This window comes from Citrobacter sp. S55_ASV_140 (genome assembly GCF_018919505.1).
GTDB classification, from domain to species: domain Bacteria; phylum Pseudomonadota; class Gammaproteobacteria; order Enterobacterales; family Enterobacteriaceae; genus Citrobacter; species Citrobacter werkmanii.
Window position 1 is genome coordinate 1 of record NZ_JAHLQZ010000087.1, and the last position, 16,613, is coordinate 16,613.

Annotated in this window: 18 protein-coding genes; 15 read left to right on the forward strand and 3 right to left on the reverse strand. The window is 50.6% G+C overall.

All coding sequences use genetic code 11. From position 1 onward, the window contains the following. Both KQJ18_RS14005 and pspF read right to left on the reverse strand, forming a co-directional pair. Positions 1–609: QnrB family quinolone resistance pentapeptide repeat protein (locus KQJ18_RS14005; protein WP_216422151.1), on the reverse strand; the 609-nt coding region annotated here is incomplete at its 3' end. A gap of 82 nt (positions 610–691) precedes the next feature. Continuing rightward, positions 692–1,681: a phage shock protein operon transcriptional activator gene (gene pspF, locus KQJ18_RS14010; RefSeq protein WP_216422138.1), complete on the reverse strand. Its 990-nt coding sequence runs from the start codon at positions 1,679–1,681 to the stop codon at positions 692–694. A gap of 155 nt (positions 1,682–1,836) precedes the next feature. Between pspF and pspA the strand changes: the two genes are divergently transcribed. The 15 genes from pspA (at position 1,837) to KQJ18_RS14085 (ending at position 16,244) form a co-directional block, all read left to right on the forward strand. Next, positions 1,837–2,505 (forward strand): phage shock protein PspA, encoded by a 669-nt coding sequence (gene pspA, locus KQJ18_RS14015; RefSeq protein ID WP_003020532.1) that lies wholly within the window; start codon positions 1,837–1,839, stop codon positions 2,503–2,505. 54 nt (positions 2,506–2,559) lie between these two features. Next, the gene (gene pspB, locus KQJ18_RS14020; RefSeq protein ID WP_038640917.1) at positions 2,560–2,784 is read left to right on the forward strand and encodes an envelope stress response membrane protein PspB; all 225 of its coding nucleotides are present in this window, start codon (positions 2,560–2,562) and stop codon (positions 2,782–2,784) included. Beyond that, complete coding sequence (gene pspC / locus KQJ18_RS14025; RefSeq protein ID WP_004193243.1) at positions 2,784–3,143, forward strand: envelope stress response membrane protein PspC; 360 nt, start codon at positions 2,784–2,786, stop codon at positions 3,141–3,143. The genes pspB and pspC overlap by 1 nt, the downstream gene beginning before the upstream one ends. A gap of 8 nt (positions 3,144–3,151) precedes the next feature. Beyond that, on the forward strand, positions 3,152–3,382 hold the full coding sequence (gene pspD / locus KQJ18_RS14030) for a phage shock protein PspD (protein WP_038640914.1): 231 nt from the start codon (positions 3,152–3,154) through the stop codon (positions 3,380–3,382). Positions 3,383–3,573: 191 nt separating this feature from the next. Then, on the forward strand, positions 3,574–5,256 hold the full coding sequence (locus KQJ18_RS14035) for a sugar phosphorylase (RefSeq protein WP_216422139.1): 1,683 nt from the start codon (positions 3,574–3,576) through the stop codon (positions 5,254–5,256). Positions 5,257–5,269: 13 nt separating this feature from the next. Continuing rightward, positions 5,270–6,562 carry an ABC transporter substrate-binding protein gene (locus KQJ18_RS14040; protein ID WP_216422141.1) on the forward strand — a complete coding sequence of 431 codons (1,293 nt, stop codon included), beginning with the start codon at positions 5,270–5,272 and terminating at the stop codon, positions 6,560–6,562. A 20-nt stretch (positions 6,563–6,582) separates the two neighbouring features. After that, positions 6,583–7,464, forward strand: a complete 882-nt coding sequence (locus KQJ18_RS14045; protein ID WP_038643191.1) for a sugar ABC transporter permease — start codon at positions 6,583–6,585, stop codon at positions 7,462–7,464. Next, positions 7,451–8,293: a carbohydrate ABC transporter permease gene (locus tag KQJ18_RS14050; protein ID WP_038640909.1), complete on the forward strand. Its 843-nt coding sequence runs from the start codon at positions 7,451–7,453 to the stop codon at positions 8,291–8,293. Before KQJ18_RS14045 ends, KQJ18_RS14050 begins: the two co-directional genes overlap by 14 nt. 27 nt (positions 8,294–8,320) lie before the next feature. Further along, positions 8,321–9,373: a zinc-binding alcohol dehydrogenase gene (locus KQJ18_RS14055; RefSeq protein ID WP_216422143.1), complete on the forward strand. Its 1,053-nt coding sequence runs from the start codon at positions 8,321–8,323 to the stop codon at positions 9,371–9,373. A gap of 16 nt (positions 9,374–9,389) precedes the next feature. Next, positions 9,390–10,178 carry a sugar phosphate isomerase/epimerase gene (locus tag KQJ18_RS14060; RefSeq protein ID WP_216422144.1) on the forward strand — a complete coding sequence of 263 codons (789 nt, stop codon included), beginning with the start codon at positions 9,390–9,392 and terminating at the stop codon, positions 10,176–10,178. 10 nt (positions 10,179–10,188) lie between these two features. Beyond that, positions 10,189–11,244 carry a Gfo/Idh/MocA family oxidoreductase gene (locus tag KQJ18_RS14065; protein WP_087856136.1) on the forward strand — a complete coding sequence of 352 codons (1,056 nt, stop codon included), beginning with the start codon at positions 10,189–10,191 and terminating at the stop codon, positions 11,242–11,244. Beyond that, complete coding sequence (locus KQJ18_RS14070) at positions 11,241–13,517, forward strand: glycoside hydrolase family 65 protein (protein ID WP_216422145.1); 2,277 nt, start codon at positions 11,241–11,243, stop codon at positions 13,515–13,517. Before KQJ18_RS14065 ends, KQJ18_RS14070 begins: the two co-directional genes overlap by 4 nt. Further along, positions 13,514–14,182: a beta-phosphoglucomutase gene (pgmB, locus tag KQJ18_RS14075; RefSeq protein ID WP_216422146.1), complete on the forward strand. Its 669-nt coding sequence runs from the start codon at positions 13,514–13,516 to the stop codon at positions 14,180–14,182. Before KQJ18_RS14070 ends, pgmB begins: the two co-directional genes overlap by 4 nt. Positions 14,183–14,192: 10 nt before the next feature. Continuing rightward, complete coding sequence (locus KQJ18_RS14080) at positions 14,193–15,275, forward strand: ABC transporter ATP-binding protein (RefSeq protein ID WP_216422147.1); 1,083 nt, start codon at positions 14,193–14,195, stop codon at positions 15,273–15,275. Between the two features lie 63 nt (positions 15,276–15,338). After that, positions 15,339–16,244, forward strand: coding sequence for an OmpG family monomeric porin (locus KQJ18_RS14085; protein ID WP_216422148.1), 906 nt, complete (start codon positions 15,339–15,341; stop codon positions 16,242–16,244). A gap of 31 nt (positions 16,245–16,275) precedes the next feature. On the opposite strand, the gene KQJ18_RS14090 is transcribed toward KQJ18_RS14085, so the two are convergent. Beyond that, positions 16,276–16,613, reverse strand: a 338-nt coding sequence (locus tag KQJ18_RS14090; protein WP_216422149.1) for a substrate-binding domain-containing protein, incomplete at its 5' end; no start/stop codon positions are given.

The window sequence follows — 16,613 nt, forward strand, 5'->3', positions numbered from 1 at the left end:
CAACGATGCCTGGTAGCTGTCCAGTTTGACGCCTTGCAAATCAACACCCCGGACATCGAGATCGCCCAGTTCTGAATTGGTCAAATCACAGTGCGTAAAGTTTGCGGCCCGCCAGTCGAACGACGAAAACTCACCGCCGGAAAGATCTGAACCACTGAACGTCGCCCCCAGTACCTGAGTACCCATCCAACGGTTTTCCCACAGCTCGCACTTTTCCAGTACGACTTTTGAAAAGTTGGCGTAGCTTAAGTTGGTATTGGTGATATAGGCGCTACAAAACCAGGTGCGTGTGGTAATCATATTCATAAAACTTGCGCCGCGAAAATCTGAACCTTGTGCGCGGCAGTGGCGAATTTCGATTCCCAGCGCGCTCACATTCCTGAAATCCGCCATGGAGAGATCACAACTTTTGAAAATGGCATCTTTCAGGATAGCGCGACTAAAATTACACCCTTTCTGGCTTTCTCGATCATAGAACTGGCAGCCAATAAACTCAGTGCCGCTGAGGTCGGCACCCGAAAAATCACAGTTGAAAAATGTGCTATTTTCAACTTTCGCACCAGTGAATCTGTTTCTGTCAATTTTTTCGCCAACTAACGCCAGAGTCATCATGATTAACCTGTTTTTTTATACAGTGATTGCATCATGGTAAACTGTTTTAACCCTCGCGTCCAACGTCTGCCCCTGTACGCTAAATTTGGTGTTTCTTGAGTAACGCACGGAGCTGATGGTAGGTCAGACCTAATAATTCAGCGGCTTTTTTCTGATTAAATTTTGCCTGCTGTAAGCTGGTTTGCAAAAATTCCTTCTCCTGCTGCTGTTGGAACTCACGCAGATCCAGCGGTAAGGTTACGGATGCAGCTCTGGTTTCCTGCGCCTGCGGCGGTGCGGTGTGACGCCTGAACGGGTCAATCACAATCTCATTCAGCGGGTAATCGCTGGTCCCGTGTCGGTAAACCGAACGCTCCACGACGTTTTTCAGCTCACGAATATTGCCCGGCCAACGGTAGTGGAGGAGCGTTTCTTTGGCCTCGTCGGTGAACCCTGGAAACAACGGTAACCCGATCTCACGGCACATCTGAATGGCAAAATGTTCAGCCATTAACATGATGTCGCTTTGACGTTCGCGTAACGGTGGGAGTTGCACCACATCAAAAGCCAGACGATCCAGCAGGTCCGCGCGGAACGTGCCTTCACTCACCATCCGTGGCAGGTCGGCATTGGTTGCGCAAACCAGTCGTACGTTGACCTGCAGCGGCTGGCTACCGCCGACGCGTTCCAGCTCTCCGTACTCAATAACGCGCAGCAGTTTTTCCTGTACCAGCATCGGGGCAGTCGCCAGTTCATCAAGAAACAGCGTACCGCCATCGGCGCGTTCGAACCGACCCGGATGACGTTTCTGCGCGCCAGTAAAGGCGCCAGCTTCGTGACCAAAAAGTTCGGAATCGAGTAAATTTTCGTTGAGCGCCGCGCAGTTAAGTGAAATAAACGGGCCTTGCCAGCGAGTGGAGAGATAGTGCAGGCGGTTGGCGATAAGCTCTTTCCCCGTACCGCGTTCCCCAATGACCAGCACAGGTTTATCCAGCGGCGCGAGATGAGAAACCTGCTCCAGAACTTCAATAAAGCTGTTCGCTTCGCCCAGAAGATTATCTTTGTATCCTGCCATGATGAAATTCACCATTTGTTAGTGTTATTCACCAATTTACCCTATTTATCCCGGCAGGTAAAATTGGATATTTTCAAATAATTCAATAGATTAAAAAGTTGGCATGCGAAGTGCATTAGAACAGCAGCAGGGCATTGCCCGATATCAGAACAGTAAGTGAGGATTACATTATGGGTATTTTTTCTCGTTTTGCCGACATCGTGAACGCCAACATTAATGCGTTGCTGGAAAAGGCTGAAGATCCGCAGAAGCTGGTGCGGTTGATGATCCAGGAAATGGAAGACACGCTGGTTGAAGTGCGCTCAAACTCCGCACGCGCGCTGGCAGAAAAGAAACAGTTATCGCGTCGTATCGAACAGGCCAGCGCCCAACAGGCAGAGTGGCAGGAAAAAGCAGAGCTGGCGCTGCGCAAAGAGAAAGAAGATTTGGCGCGTTCTGCGTTAATCGAAAAACAGAAACTGACTGACCTGATTGCCTCCCTGGAGCATGAGGTAACACTGGTTGACGATACGCTGGCGCGCATGAAAAAAGAGATTGGTGAACTGGAAAACAAACTTAGTGAAACCCGTGCTCGTCAGCAGGCGTTGATGCTGCGCCATCAGGCGGCAAGCTCTTCCCGTGATGTTCGTCGTCAACTGGACAGCGGCAAACTGGATGAAGCGATGGCGCGCTTTGAATCTTTTGAGCGCCGAATCGATCAAATGGAAGCTGAAGCTGAAAGCCATAACTTCGGTAAGCAGAAGTCTTTGGATCAGCAATTTGCTGACCTGAAAGCAGATGATGAAATCAGCGAGCAGTTGGCGCAATTGAAAGCCAAAATGCAGCAAGACAAGCAATAATAATATCTGGCGGTGCCCGAACGCGCCGCCGCTCATCACCTGTAAGGAGTACTCATGAGCGCGCTATTTCTGGCCATCCCGTTAACCATCTTTGTGCTGTTCGTCTTACCGATTTGGCTCTGGCTGCATTACAGCAATCGTTCCAGTCGCGGCGAGCTGGCGCAAAGTGAACAACAGCGTCTGGCTGAACTTAACCAGGACGCACAGCGGATGCGTGAGCGCATTCAAGCGCTGGAAGACATCCTTGATGCTGAACATCCAAACTGGAGGGACCGCTAATGGGGGGCGTTAATCTGAACAAAAAACTGTGGCGTATACCGCAGCAAGGCATGGTGAAAGGGGTTTGCGCGGGTATTGCGCATTATCTCGATGTTCCTGTGAAACTGGTGCGGATCCTGGTGGTGCTGTCCATCTTTTTTGGTCTGGCCTTTTTCACCTTTGTCGCCTACATCGTACTGACGTTTGTGTTGGATCCGATGCCGGACAACGTGGTTTCCGGAGAACAGCAGCCATCAAGCGGTGAGTTGTTGGATGCTGTCGATCGTGAGCTGGCTGCAAGTGAAAAGCGTTTGCGTGAGATGGAGCGTTATGTGACATCTGATACCTTCACATTACGCAGTCGCTTCCGCCAATTGTGAGGTTAAAAATGAATAATCGCTGGCAACGTGCCGGGCAAAAGGTAAAGCCAGGCTTTAAAATAGCAGGTAAGCTGGTGCTGTTGACTGCGCTGCGCTATGGCCCGGCTGGAGTAGCAGGGTGGGCCGTGAAGTCCGTGGCCCGACGTCCGCTAAAAATGTTGCTGGCGTTAGTACTTGAACCTTTGTTGAGCCGGGCAGCGACAAAATTGTCGAAACGCTATTCAGGTAATCAACCCTGATATCCGAAACAACAAAAGCAAGCAACAATTAATCAACATTCCCTCAGTTAATTTGCGGCAGCTCACAAATACGATTTTTTGGCTGCCAAAATTCTTTTATAACCCCCCTCCAGGCCACCTCAGCTGATTGACAGCTTATTTCCGGCAGAGTAGTCTCTTGCGTCATGGGACCGCTACCACGAGAAATGAAGGTGAACCAAAAAATCCAAAAATGTCTGAGTGAAGTCTATGGCGACACATTTTCTTCACTTCACTATGAAGCGCTGGTTGCGCGTTTAGAAAAATCACAAAAATTAATTAAAAAAAACCGTAAAGCGCATTGGGATGAAGGTGATGTCGTTCTGATCACCTACGCCGATCAATTTTACGCGGAAGATAAAAAACCGCTGCCAACGTTTAATCAGTTTTATAATGAATGGCTTAAGTCGACATTTTCTCATGTGCATCTGTTGCCATTTTATCCGTGGTCATCGGATGATGGTTTTTCAGTAATTAATTACTATCAGGTTGCCGAAGAAACCGGTGACTGGAATGATATTAAGCAATTAGCTGAATCCAGTCGACTGATGTTTGATTTTGTTTGTAACCATATGTCAGCTAAAAGCGAATGGTTTAATAACTATTTGCAACAGCTTGACGGTTATGAAGAATTCTTTATTGCGATGGATCCTGATACGGACCTGAGCAACGTCACGCGCCCACGTGCATTACCGTTACTGACCCCGTTTACGCTGAAAGATAATACTGTGCGTCATCTCTGGACGACATTCAGCGACGACCAGATCGATCTCAACTATGCCAATCCATTGGTATTACTGGCGATGGTCGATGTACTGCTGAGTTACCTGGAGCAGGGCGCTGATTATGTCCGCCTGGATGCGGTTGGTTTTATGTGGAAAGAGCCAGGGACAACCTGTATTCACCTGGAAAAAACGCATCAGCTTATCAAACTGTTCCGCGCTATTGCTGACTGCGCGGCACCTGGTACGGCGATTATTACTGAAACGAACGTTCCGCATAAGGATAACATTTCCTATTACGGTAATGGCCGCGATGAGGCGCACATGGTGTACCAGTTCTCGCTGCCGCCGTTGGTGCTGCATGCGGTGCAACGCCAGGATACAACGACATTGTGTCAGTGGGCGCAATCACTGGAACTGCCATCGACTGAGACCACATGGTTTAATTTCCTCGCATCGCATGACGGAATTGGCCTCAACCCGTTACGGGGCCTGTTACCTGAAGATGAAATCATGCGACTGGTGACGGAATTACAACAGGAAGGCGCCCTGGTTAACTGGAAGAATAATCCTGATGGTAGCCGAAGCCCGTATGAAATTAACGTAACCTATATGGATGCGTTAACGCCGGGTAATAGCAGTGATGCTGAAAGATTTTCCCGCTTTATACTTGCCCATGCCATTTTGCTGAGTTTTCCTGGTGTGCCAGCGATTTATATTCAAAGTATCCTCGGATCGCGCAATGACTATGAAGGTGTGGAAAAACTGGGTTATAACCGGGCGATCAACCGTAAAAAATATCATATAAGACAAATAGAAACGGAACTGGCCGAGGAAACTTGTTTGCGTCACGCCATTTACCATGAGTTATCCCGATTAATTGTTCTGCGGCGTAATAACAAAGCATTTCATCCTGATAGTGATTTTAAGATTAACAGTGTTACACCGGCCGTTATGCAAATTAAACGTACGGCAGAAACAGGCGAAGAAATTACTGGTTTATTTAATATCAGCGCTCAGACACAAACCATTAATATTGATATTGAAAATGGATTTGATTTGATTAGCGAAGAAAGTATTTCGGGTAAGGAATTAACGTTACACGCCTGGCAGGTTATGTGGATTAAGAAATAAAAAGGAACATTCCATGCTTAAAGCTAAAATTGTGCTGATTTCAGCACTGGTGTCCTGCGCCCTGGTTACCGGGTGTAAGGATGATAAAAAATCCTCTGTCGCGATTGAATTTATGCACTCTTCTGTAGAACAGGAGCGGCAGGCGGTTATTGCCAAACTGATTGAGCGCTTTGAAAAAGAGAACCCCGGTATCAGCGTCAAACAGGTTCCTGTTGAAGAGGATGCTTACAACACCAAAGTGATTACCCTCGCACGTAGCGGTTCACTTCCTGAAGTCATTGAAACCAGCCATGACTACGCGAAAGTCATGGACAAAGAATCGCTTATCGATCGCAAAGCGGTGGCGCAGGTCATCAACGGTGTGGGTGAAGACGCGTTTTATGATGGCGTACTGCGTATTGTGCGTACCGAAGATGGCTCTGCATGGACTGGGGTACCGGTTAGCGCCTGGATTGGTGGGGTCTGGTATCGCAAAGATGCACTGGCAAAAGCAGGGCTGGAAGAGCCGAAAGACTGGCAGCAACTGCTCGAAGTGGCGCAGAAGTTAAACGATCCGGGCAGTAAAAAATATGGTATTGCGCTACCTACGGCGGAAAGCGTATTGACCGAACAGTCCTTCTCTCAGTTCGCGCTCTCTAACCAGGCTAACGTTTTCGATGCGCAGGGAAAGATCACGCTCGACACGCCGGAGATGGCCCAGGCGTTGCAGTATTACCGCCAGCTTGCGATGAATACCATGCCGGGATCTAACGACATCATGGAGGTCAAAGACGCTTTCATGAACGGCACTGCGCCGATGGCTATTTATTCCACCTATATCCTCCCGGCGGTGATTAAGGAGGGGGATCCTAAAAATGTTGGTTTTATGGTTCCGACGGAAAAAACGTCTGCCGTCTACGGCATGTTGACATCGCTGACCATAACCGCAGGTCAAAAAACCGAAGAGACAGAAGCCGCAGAAAAATTTGTCACCTTTATGGAGCAGGCCGACAACATTGCTGACTGGGTGATGATGTCCCCTGGCGCTGCGCTCCCGGTCAATAAAGCAGTGGTGAATACCGCAACGTGGAAAGATAACCCCGTTATTAAAGCACTGGGTGAATTACCCGATCAACTGATTGCCGAACTGCCGAATATTCAGGTGTTTGGCGCAGTCGGCGATAAGAACTTTACCCGCATGGGCGACGTTACGGGTTCCGGTATCATAAGCACCATGGTGCACAACGTCACGGTAGGAAAAGCCGATCTTTCAACGACGATGAAGGCAAGCCAGACCAAACTGGATGACCTTGTTGAACAGCGCTAATGGGGAAATGGAAAGCCGTGATGAATAAGTTCTTCTCAGGTCGATCGGATATGCCATTTGCCATGCTGCTGCTGGCGCCCAGCTTGCTCTTGCTGGGTGGTTTAGTCGCATGGCCGATGATATCTAACATCGAAATCAGCTTTATGCGTCTGCCGCTTAATCCACAAATTGAGTCAACATTTGTCGGCTTGAGCAACTATATCCGTATCTTAACCGATCCCGGATTCTGGCATTCGCTGTGGATGACGGTCTGGTATACCGCGCTGGTTGTTGCCGGGAGCACGGTGCTGGGGCTGGGAGTGGCGATGTTTTTTAACCGTGAGTTTCGTTTGCGAAAAACGGCGCGCTCGCTGGTGATCCTCTCTTACGTAACGCCATCAATTTCGCTGGTGTTTGCCTGGAAATACATGTTCAACAACGGCTACGGCATTGTGAACTACCTCGGCGTGGATCTGCTGCATCTGTACGATCAGGCGCCGCTGTGGTTCGACAATCCCGGCAGCAGCTTCGCATTGGTTGTACTTTTCGCCATCTGGCGCTACTTCCCGTATGCCTTTATCTCATTTCTGGCGATTTTGCAGACTATTGATAAATCGTTGTATGAGGCGGCGGAAATGGATGGCGCGAACGCCTGGCAACGGTTTCGTATCGTCACGCTGCCAGCGATCATGCCGGTGCTGGCGACCGTAGTCACCCTGCGTACGATCTGGATGTTCTATATGTTCGCCGATGTTTATCTGCTGACCACCAAAGTCGATATTCTCGGGGTCTATCTCTATAAAACGGCTTTTGCATTCAATGACCTGGGTAAAGCGGCCGCTATTTCTGTCGTCCTCTTCGTCATCATTTTCGCTGTTATCCTGCTGACCAGAAAACGGGTGAACCTCAATGGCAACAAATAAGCGCACGCTTGGCCGCATCGGCTTTTACTGTGGATTAATTGTCTTCCTCGGTATCACGTTATTTCCGTTTTTTGTGATGCTGATGACCTCATTTAAAAGCGCAAAAGAGGCGATTTCGCTGCATCCCACGCTGTTACCTCAGCAATGGACGCTGGAACATTACATCGACATTTTCAACCCGATGATCTTCCCGTTTGTTGACTACTTCCGTAATAGCCTGGTGGTATCGGTCTCGTCATCTGTGGTGGCGGTGTTTCTCGGCGTCCTCGGAGCGTATGCGCTGTCCCGCCTGCGTTTTAAGGGACGGATGACCATCAACGCCAGCTTTTACACGGTGTACATGTTCTCGGGGATTTTGCTGGTGGTGCCGTTGTTCAAAATCATTACGGCCCTCGGCATTTATGACACCGAAATGGCGTTGATTATCACCATGGTGACCCAAACGCTGCCGACAGCCGTGTTCATGTTGAAAAGCTACTTCGACACCATTCCGGATGAGATCGAAGAGGCCGCGATGATGGATGGATTAAATCGTCTGCAAATTATCTTTCGCATCACCGTGCCGTTGGCCATGTCTGGTCTGGTTTCGGTCTTTGTGTACTGCTTTATGGTCGCGTGGAATGATTATCTGTTTGCCTCGATTTTCCTCTCCAGCGCCAGCAATTTTACCTTACCGGTCGGTCTGAACGCGCTGTTCAGTACGCCTGACTATATCTGGGGACGCATGATGGCCGCATCGTTGGTTACCGCATTGCCGGTGGTCATTATGTATGCGCTTTCCGAACGTTTTATTAAGAGTGGTTTGACCGCAGGCGGCGTGAAAGGCTAAGCGGCCAGTTTAATTAAGGAGTTGTAAATGAAGAAGTTAGTTGCCACCGAACCGCGTGTTGCAGCGCTGGTGGAATATGAAGACAGAGCGGTATCCGCCAATGAAGTGAAAGTCCGCGTACGTTTTGGCGCACCCAAACATGGCACTGAAGTAGTCGATTTCCGCGCTGCCAGTCCGTTTATTGATGAAGATTTTAACGGCGAATGGCAAATGTTTATGCCGCGTCCGGAAGGGGCGCCGCGCGGAATCGAGTTCGGTAAGTTCCAGCTTGGCAACATGGTGGTGGGCGATGTCATTGAGTGTGGTAGCGATGTGACCGACTACGCGGTCGGCGACTCTGTCTGCGGATATGGTCCACTGGCAGAAACGGTCATCTTTAATGCCGTGAACAACTACAAACTGCGCAAAATGCCGGAAGGCAGTTCGTGGAAAAATGCCGTGTGCTATGACCCGGCACAGTTCGCCATGAGCGGTGTGCGTGATGCCAATGTGCGCGTCGGCGACTTTGTGGTCATCGTCGGGTTAGGGGCAATTGGCCAGATCGCCGTGCAACTGGCTAAGAAAGCGGGAGCGTCAGTGGTGATTGGCGTGGATCCGATTGCCCATCGCTGTGATATCGCGCGTCGTCATGGGGCTGATTTCTGCCTGAATCCGATTGGCACCGACGTGGGAATGGAAATTAAAAAGCTGACCGGCAAACAGGGCGCAGATGTGATCATCGAAACCAGCGGCTATGCGGATGCGCTGCAATCAGCGTTACGCGGGCTGGCCTATGGCGGCACCATCTCCTATGTCGCCTTCGCTAAGCCTTTTGCCGAAGGATTTAACCTGGGCCGTGAAGCGCATTTCAACAACGCCAAAATTGTCTTCTCCCGCGCCTGCAGTGAACCAAATCCAGATTATCCGCGCTGGAATCGCAAGCGCATTGAGGAGACCTGCTGGGAACTGTTGATGAACGGTTATCTGAACTGTGAAGAACTTATCGACCCGGTAGTCACCTTCGCCAGCAGCCCGGAAAGCTATATGCAGTATGTCGATCGCCATCCGGAACAGAGCATCAAAATGGGCGTGACGTTTTAATTAAGGAATACAGAAAATGAAAATCGGAACACAGAATCAGGCTTTTTTCCCGGGAAATATTCTCGAGAAATTCCGTTACATCAAAGATATGGGTTTTGATGGTTTTGAAATTGACGGCAAATTGCTGGTCAACAATCTTGAGGAAGTGAAAGCGGCGATCAAAGAAACGGGTCTGCCTGTTACCACCGCCTGCGGAGGGTATGACGGTTGGATCGGTGATTTTATCGAAGAACGTCGTTTGAATGGTTTACAGCAGATCACCCGCATTCTTGAAGCGCTGGCCGAAGTCGGCGGGCAAGGGATTATTGTCCCTGCCGCCTGGGGCATGTTTACCTTCCGCCTACCGCCGATGACCTCTCCGCGTAGCCTGGAAGGCGATCGCAAAGCCGTCAGTGATTCATTGATTTATCTCGATAAAGTCGCTGAACGTACGGGCACGGTGGTGTATCTCGAGCCGCTCAATCGCTATCAGGATCATATGATCAACACCCTGGCGGATGCTCGCCGCTATATCGTGGAAAACAACCTGAAGCATGTGCAAATCATTGGTGATTTTTACCACATGAATATCGAAGAAGACGATATGGCGCAGGCGCTGCACGATAATCGCGATCTGCTGGGTCACGTGCATATTGCGGATAACCATCGTTATCAGCCGGGGAGCGGTACGCTGGATTTCTCTGCGCTGTTTGACCAACTGCGTGAAGATAATTATCAGGGTTACGTAGTGTATGAAGGACGGGTACGGGCGGAGAACCTGCCGGAAGCATACCGTCAGTCGCTGGCCTGGCTGCGTACCTGCTAAGAGGATTTCCGTGAAAAGTGCACTGACAAGCGCTCCGCTACGTGTCGCCATTATCGGCGCCGGGCAGGTAGCGGATAAAGTTCATGCTTCGTACTACTGCACCCGCAACGATCTGGAACTGGTGGCTGTCTGTGACAGCCGCCTGTCACAGGCGCAGGTGCTGGCAGAGAAATACGGTAATCCGCAGGTTTGGGACGATCCACAGACGATGTTACGCGAAGCAAAGCCAGATATCGTCAGTATCTGTTCGCCCAATCGTTTTCATTATGAACACACCATGTTGGCGCTGAACGCTGGCTGTCATGTGATGTGCGAAAAGCCCCCGGCCATGACGCCAGATGAGGCGCTGGAGATGTGTAAAACGGCGCGGCGGATGGGAAAAGTACTGGCATATGATTTTCACCATCGTTTCGCACTGGATACCCAGTTGCTTCGCGAACAGGTGATGGCAGGCGCGCTGGGCGAAATCTATGTCACTAATGTCCGCGCTTTGCGTCGCTGCGGCGTACCCGGCTGGGGTGTTTTTACCAACAAGGAACTGCAGGGCGGTGGGCCGCTGATTGATATCGGTATCCATATGCTTGATGCCGCGATGTATGTGTTGGGCTTCCCGGCGGTAAAGCGTGTTAACGCGCACAGCTATCAGCGTATTGGCACACGTAAGAGCAGCGGCCAGTTCGGGGCATGGGATCCCGCGACGTACACCGTTGAGGATTCTCTGTTCGGCACGATCGAATTTCATAACGGCGGGATCCTGCGTCTTGAGACCTCTTTCGCGCTGAATATTCCTGAACAATCGATTATGAACGTCAATTTCTGCGGCGATCTTGCCGGGGCGACCTTATTTCCGGCGCAGGTCTATACCGATCGTGACGGGACGCTGGACGTGTTGTTCCAGCGCGAAATAGCCGATGACAATCGTCATTTTCGCAGCATGGAGGCCTTCGTGAATCACGTTCAGGGCGAGCCTGTCGCTATTGCGGACGCAGAGCAGGGCGTCGTAATTCAACAACTGGTTGCCGCACTGTATGAATCGGCTGAAACAGGAACATATGTAGACTTATGACGAAGCCAGTAATGCTAACCGAACCGGCTTTTTGCCCACACAGCCTCAACAAATATGCGTCGCTGATGACGCTTGGCAACGGCTATATGGGGATTCGCGCCAGCCACGAAGAAGCCTACACCTTACAAACTCGCGGCATGTATCTGGCGGGACTGTATCACCGGGCGGGGAAAGGTGAGATTAATGAACTGGTTAATCTGCCTGATGTGGTGGGCGTGGAGATCGCGCTTAATGGTGAGATTTTCTCGCTAACCAGCGGTGTGATTGAGCGCTGGCACCGTGAACTGGATTTTGCCAGCGGAGAATTACGCCGTACCCTGGTCTGGCGAGCGCCCGGCGGCGCACGTTTCGCTATTGAGAGCCGGCGGTTTGTCTCGGCGCAAAAACTGCCGCTGTTTGCTATGGAAGTTGCCGTTACCCCGCTGGATGGTGATGCGAGCATTGGCATCTCAACCGGGATTGATGCCACGATCACCAATCATGGACGTCAGCATCTGGATGAAACGCAGGTCCGGGTATTTGGTCAGCATCTGCTGCAAGGCATTTACACCACCCAGGACAATCGCAACGATATCGCGATCGCGACGTTTTGCGACGTAGACGGTGCGGCGCAGCGCTGCTTCACCGCCAAAGAACGTCGGTTGTTACAACACAATAGCGTGCAGGCGAAAACCGGACAACGCGTTACGCTGACGAAAATTAGCTGGATCGACTGGGCGAGCGAGCGCAGCCTGTCGCTGGAAACCTGGGCACGCCAGTCGCTACGTAATCTGGAAGCGTGCGCCCAGCAGGGATACGATGCGCTGCTGGCAGAGTCGACCGCTAACTGGCATGCCTGGTGGCAAAGCCGTCGCGTTCAGGTCACCAGTAATGATATGAGCGATCAGCGAGCGCTGGATTATGCGCTCTATCATTTGCGTGTAATGACGCCAGATCACGATGAGCGCAGCAGTATTGCGGCGAAAGGTCTGACAGGCGAAGGGTATAAAGGTCACGTTTTCTGGGATACCGAGGTCTTTCTGTTACCGTTCCATCTCTTCACCGAGCCGAAAACCGCAAGAAGTTTATTACGTTACCGCTGGCATAATTTGTCGGGCGCACGTGAGAAAGCCCGCCGCAATGGTTGGCAGGGGGCGCTGTTTCCCTGGGAGAGCGCGCGCAGCGGTGAGGAGGAGACGCCTGAATTCGCGGCGATCAACATCCGTACCGGGCTGCGGCAGAAAGTGGCCTCCGCACAGGCTGAGCATCATCTCGTGGCGGATATAGCCTGGGCGGTGATTAATTACTGGCATGCCACCGGGGATATGAACTTTATGTCCCGTGAAGGTATAACGCTGCTTCTGGAAACAGCGAAGTTCTGGATCAGCAGAGCCGTCATGGTTAATGACCGTTTAGAGATCCACAATGTAATTGGCCCGGATGAATACACAGAGCATGTGAACAACAATGCGTTCACCAACTACATGGCCTGGTACAACGTGGAGCAGGCGCTCGGTTTTGCGCGTCGCCTGGGCTGTAGCGATGAGACCTTTATTCACCGTGCTGAGCATTTTTTACGCCATCTGTGGCGACCGGAAGCGTTGTCCGATGGCGTGTTACCTCAGGACGACACCTTCTTGAGCAAACCGGTTATCGATCTGTCCAGTTACAAAGCGAAAGCGGGCAAGCAGACGATTTTGCTCGATTACTCCCGCGCAGAGGTCAATGAGATGCAAATTCTCAAACAGGCCGATGTGGTGATGCTGACTTATATGCTGCCGGAGCAATTCAACCCGCAAACCTGTCTGGCGAACCTGCGGTTTTACGAGCCGCGCACCATTCATGACTCGTCTTTGAGTAAGGCTATCCATGGGATTGTGGCTGCGCGTTGTGGGGATTCAGAGCAGGGGTATCGCTTCTGGCGTGAAGGATCGCTTATCGATCTCGGAGACGATCCACATAGCTGTGATGACGGTATTCACGCAGCGGCGACGGGGGCCATCTGGCTGGGCGCAATTCAGGGATTTGCTGGCGTGAATGTTCGCCACGGGGAGTTACATCTTGCCCCTGCATTGCCTGACCATTGGCAAACTCTCTCTTTCCCACTGCGTTGGCAGGGCGTTGATATGCAGGTCACTATCAATAAAGCAGAGATCCGCATTAGCAGCACTGAGCGTATTACCTTGTGGGTTAATGGCGAAAAGATCGCCGTCCAGGGGGCGTCAGCGATTACCTATGACGGTATTATTACGTCTATTCATGGGACCGCTACCACAAAAGGGGACGATGAATGATACTCAAACCACAGGCCATCATTTTTGATTTGGATGGCGTGATTACCGATACCGCGCATCTGCATTTCCTGGCGTGGCGGCAGGTAGCCGACGAAATAGGGATTGCGATCGACGAAGCATTTAATGACAGCCTGAAAGGGATTAGTCGTGGCGAGTCACTGCAGCGTATTTTGCACCACGGCGGAAAGGCGGGGGAGTTTACTCCCGAGACTTGCGCACAATTGGCTGAGAGAAAAAATCGTCTGTACGTCCATTCTCTGTGTCAGTTAACGGTCGACTCAGTATTGCCTGGGATTCGCGAACTGTTAATGACATTACGGGAAGAGCGGATTCCGGTGGGGCTGGCCTCCGTGTCGCTCAATGCGCCCACTATTTTACAGGCGCTTGATCTTAGCGCTTGTTTTGACTTTTGTGCGGATGCGGCGCTGATTACCCGTTCGAAACCGGATCCGGAGATTTTTCTGGCTGCCTGTGCGGGTCTTGGCGTTGACCCGCAGCAGTGCATTGGCATAGAAGATGCTCAAGCGGGCGTTGATGCGATCAACGCCTGCGGCATGCGCTCTGTTGGCATCGGTACGGGGCTGAACGGGGCAAACTTGCAGCTCCCTTCAACCGAATTTCTGACGTGGCCGTGCTTATCGGCTTTCTGGCAACACGACAAGTAAAGGATTCAACATGGCACAGCTTTCGTTGCAACATATTCAAAAAATTTACGACAACCAGGTGCACGTCGTTAAAGACTTCAATCTGGAAATCGAAGACAAAGAGTTTATTGTTTTTGTTGGGCCTTCCGGTTGCGGGAAGTCTACGACGTTGCGCATGATCGCCGGCCTGGAAGAGATCAGCGGCGGCGATCTGCTGATTGACGGTAAACGGATGAATGATGTGCCGGCGAAATCGCGCAATATTGCGATGGTTTTTCAGAACTATGCGTTGTACCCGCACATGACCGTCTATGACAATATGGCGTTTGGCCTGAAGATGCAGAAAATTGCTCCGGCGGTGATCGAGGAGCGCGTTAACTGGGCGGCGCAAATCCTTGGCCTGCGCGATTATCTGCAGCGTAAACCTGGCGCGTTATCCGGTGGTCAGCGCCAGCGCGTGGCGCTGGGACGTGCGATTGTTCGTGAGGCGGGGGTCTTCCTGATGGATGAGCCTTTATCGAATCTCGATGCCAAACTTCGCGTGCAGATGCGGGCAGAAATTAGCAAACTGCATCAGAAACTGAATACCACCATGATATATGTTACCCATGATCAAACCGAAGCCATGACGATGGCGACGCGTATTGTGATTATGAAGGATGGCATTGTTCAACAGGTTGGCGCACCGAAAACGGTGTATAACCACCCGGCAAATATGTTCGTCGCCGGATTTATTGGGTCGCCGGCCATGAATTTTATTCGTGGCGCGATTGATGGTAATAAATTCGTTACCGAAACGCTGAAGTTAACCATTCCCGAAAATAAATTAGCACAGCTAAAAGCGCAGGGTTATGAGCATCAGGCCGTTACGCTGGGTATTCGTCCTGAAGACATACATCCGCAGCTTAATAATGAAAATAATGTATCAGCAAAAATTAGCGTCGCAGAATTAACAGGCGCTGAGTTTATGCTTTATACCATCGTTGGGGGGCATGAGTTAGTGGTCCGTGCTGGGGCAGTGAATGATTATCACGCAGGAGAAAATATCACTATTCATTTTGATATGGCGAAATGCCATTTCTTTGATGCTGACACTGAAGTGGCTATTCAATAAAATTCCGGGGGGATACCCCCCGAATCTTGGTGTTTTTTTAGAGTATTTTAACAAGGAATAATAATGAAAACCCTACTGTCCGCTACTGCGCTGATTATGAGCGCAGGAGTGGCCTGCGTGCAGGCCGCTGAAAAAAATGACTGGCGCTTTAATATCGGTGCCATGTACGAAATAGAAAACGTTGAAGGTCAGGGCGAAGATATGGATGGACTGGCTGAGCCGTCAGTCTATTTTAATGCGTCCAATGGACCATGGAAAATATCTGTGGCCTATTATCAGGAAGGTCCGGTTGATTACAGCGAGGGGAAACGCGGTACCTGGTTTGATCGCCCGGAACTGGAAGTTCGCTATCAATTCCTCGAAAGCGAGGATGTTAATTTCGGCCTGACCGGTGGTTTCCGTAATTACGGCTATCACTATGTTAATGAACCAGGAAAAGACACTGCCAATATGCAGCGCTGGAAAGTTCAGCCGGACTGGGATATTAAACTTAGCGACGATTTGCGTTTTAGCGGCTGGCTGGCAATGTATCAATTCGTCAATGACTTGAGTACCACGGGTTACTCAGATAGCCGCGTTGAAAGCGAAACCGGTCTGAATTATTCCTTCAACGAAACGGTGGGCTTAACGGTCAACTATTATCTCGAACGCGGCTTTAATCTGGCGGACTCGCGTAATAATGGTGAGTTCTCAACCCAGGAAATTCGTGCTTACTTACCGTTGTCTTTCGGCAATACCACCCTGACGCCGTACACCCGTATTGGCCTCGACCGCTGGACGAACTGGGACTGGCAGGATGATCCAGAACGTGAAGGGCATGATTTCAATCGCCTTGGTTTACTGTATGCTTATGATTTCCAAAATGGTTTATCAATGTCACTGGAATATGCCTATGAATGGGAAGATCACGACGAAGGTGAAAGCGACAGATTCCATTATGCGGGGATTGGTGTGAATTACGCATTCTAAAATGTGCAGGGGCATTGTTATGCCCCTGTTTTTACACCAGTGAGTCGGCCAACGATATTTGCGTACCCACGGTGATATTTTGTAAGCCTTTCTCACCGGCAATCAGATTAAATAATAAATTACAGCTTTGTTCGCCGAGTTGCTGGGTTGGGACATCAATGCCTCCCGGCACGGGTGTCAGCATAAATGACAGCAGTTCATTACTGTAGCCTACAACGGCAAGCTGTTGCGGAATGGCGATATTTTTCTCAGCCGCCACGCGATATAAACTCATTAACTTTAAACTGTCGGTGGCAAATACTGCGTCGGGTAACGGTTGTTGACTCAGTAATTTCCGCGAAGCGAGCAGGGCGGTCTCATGAGTATAAC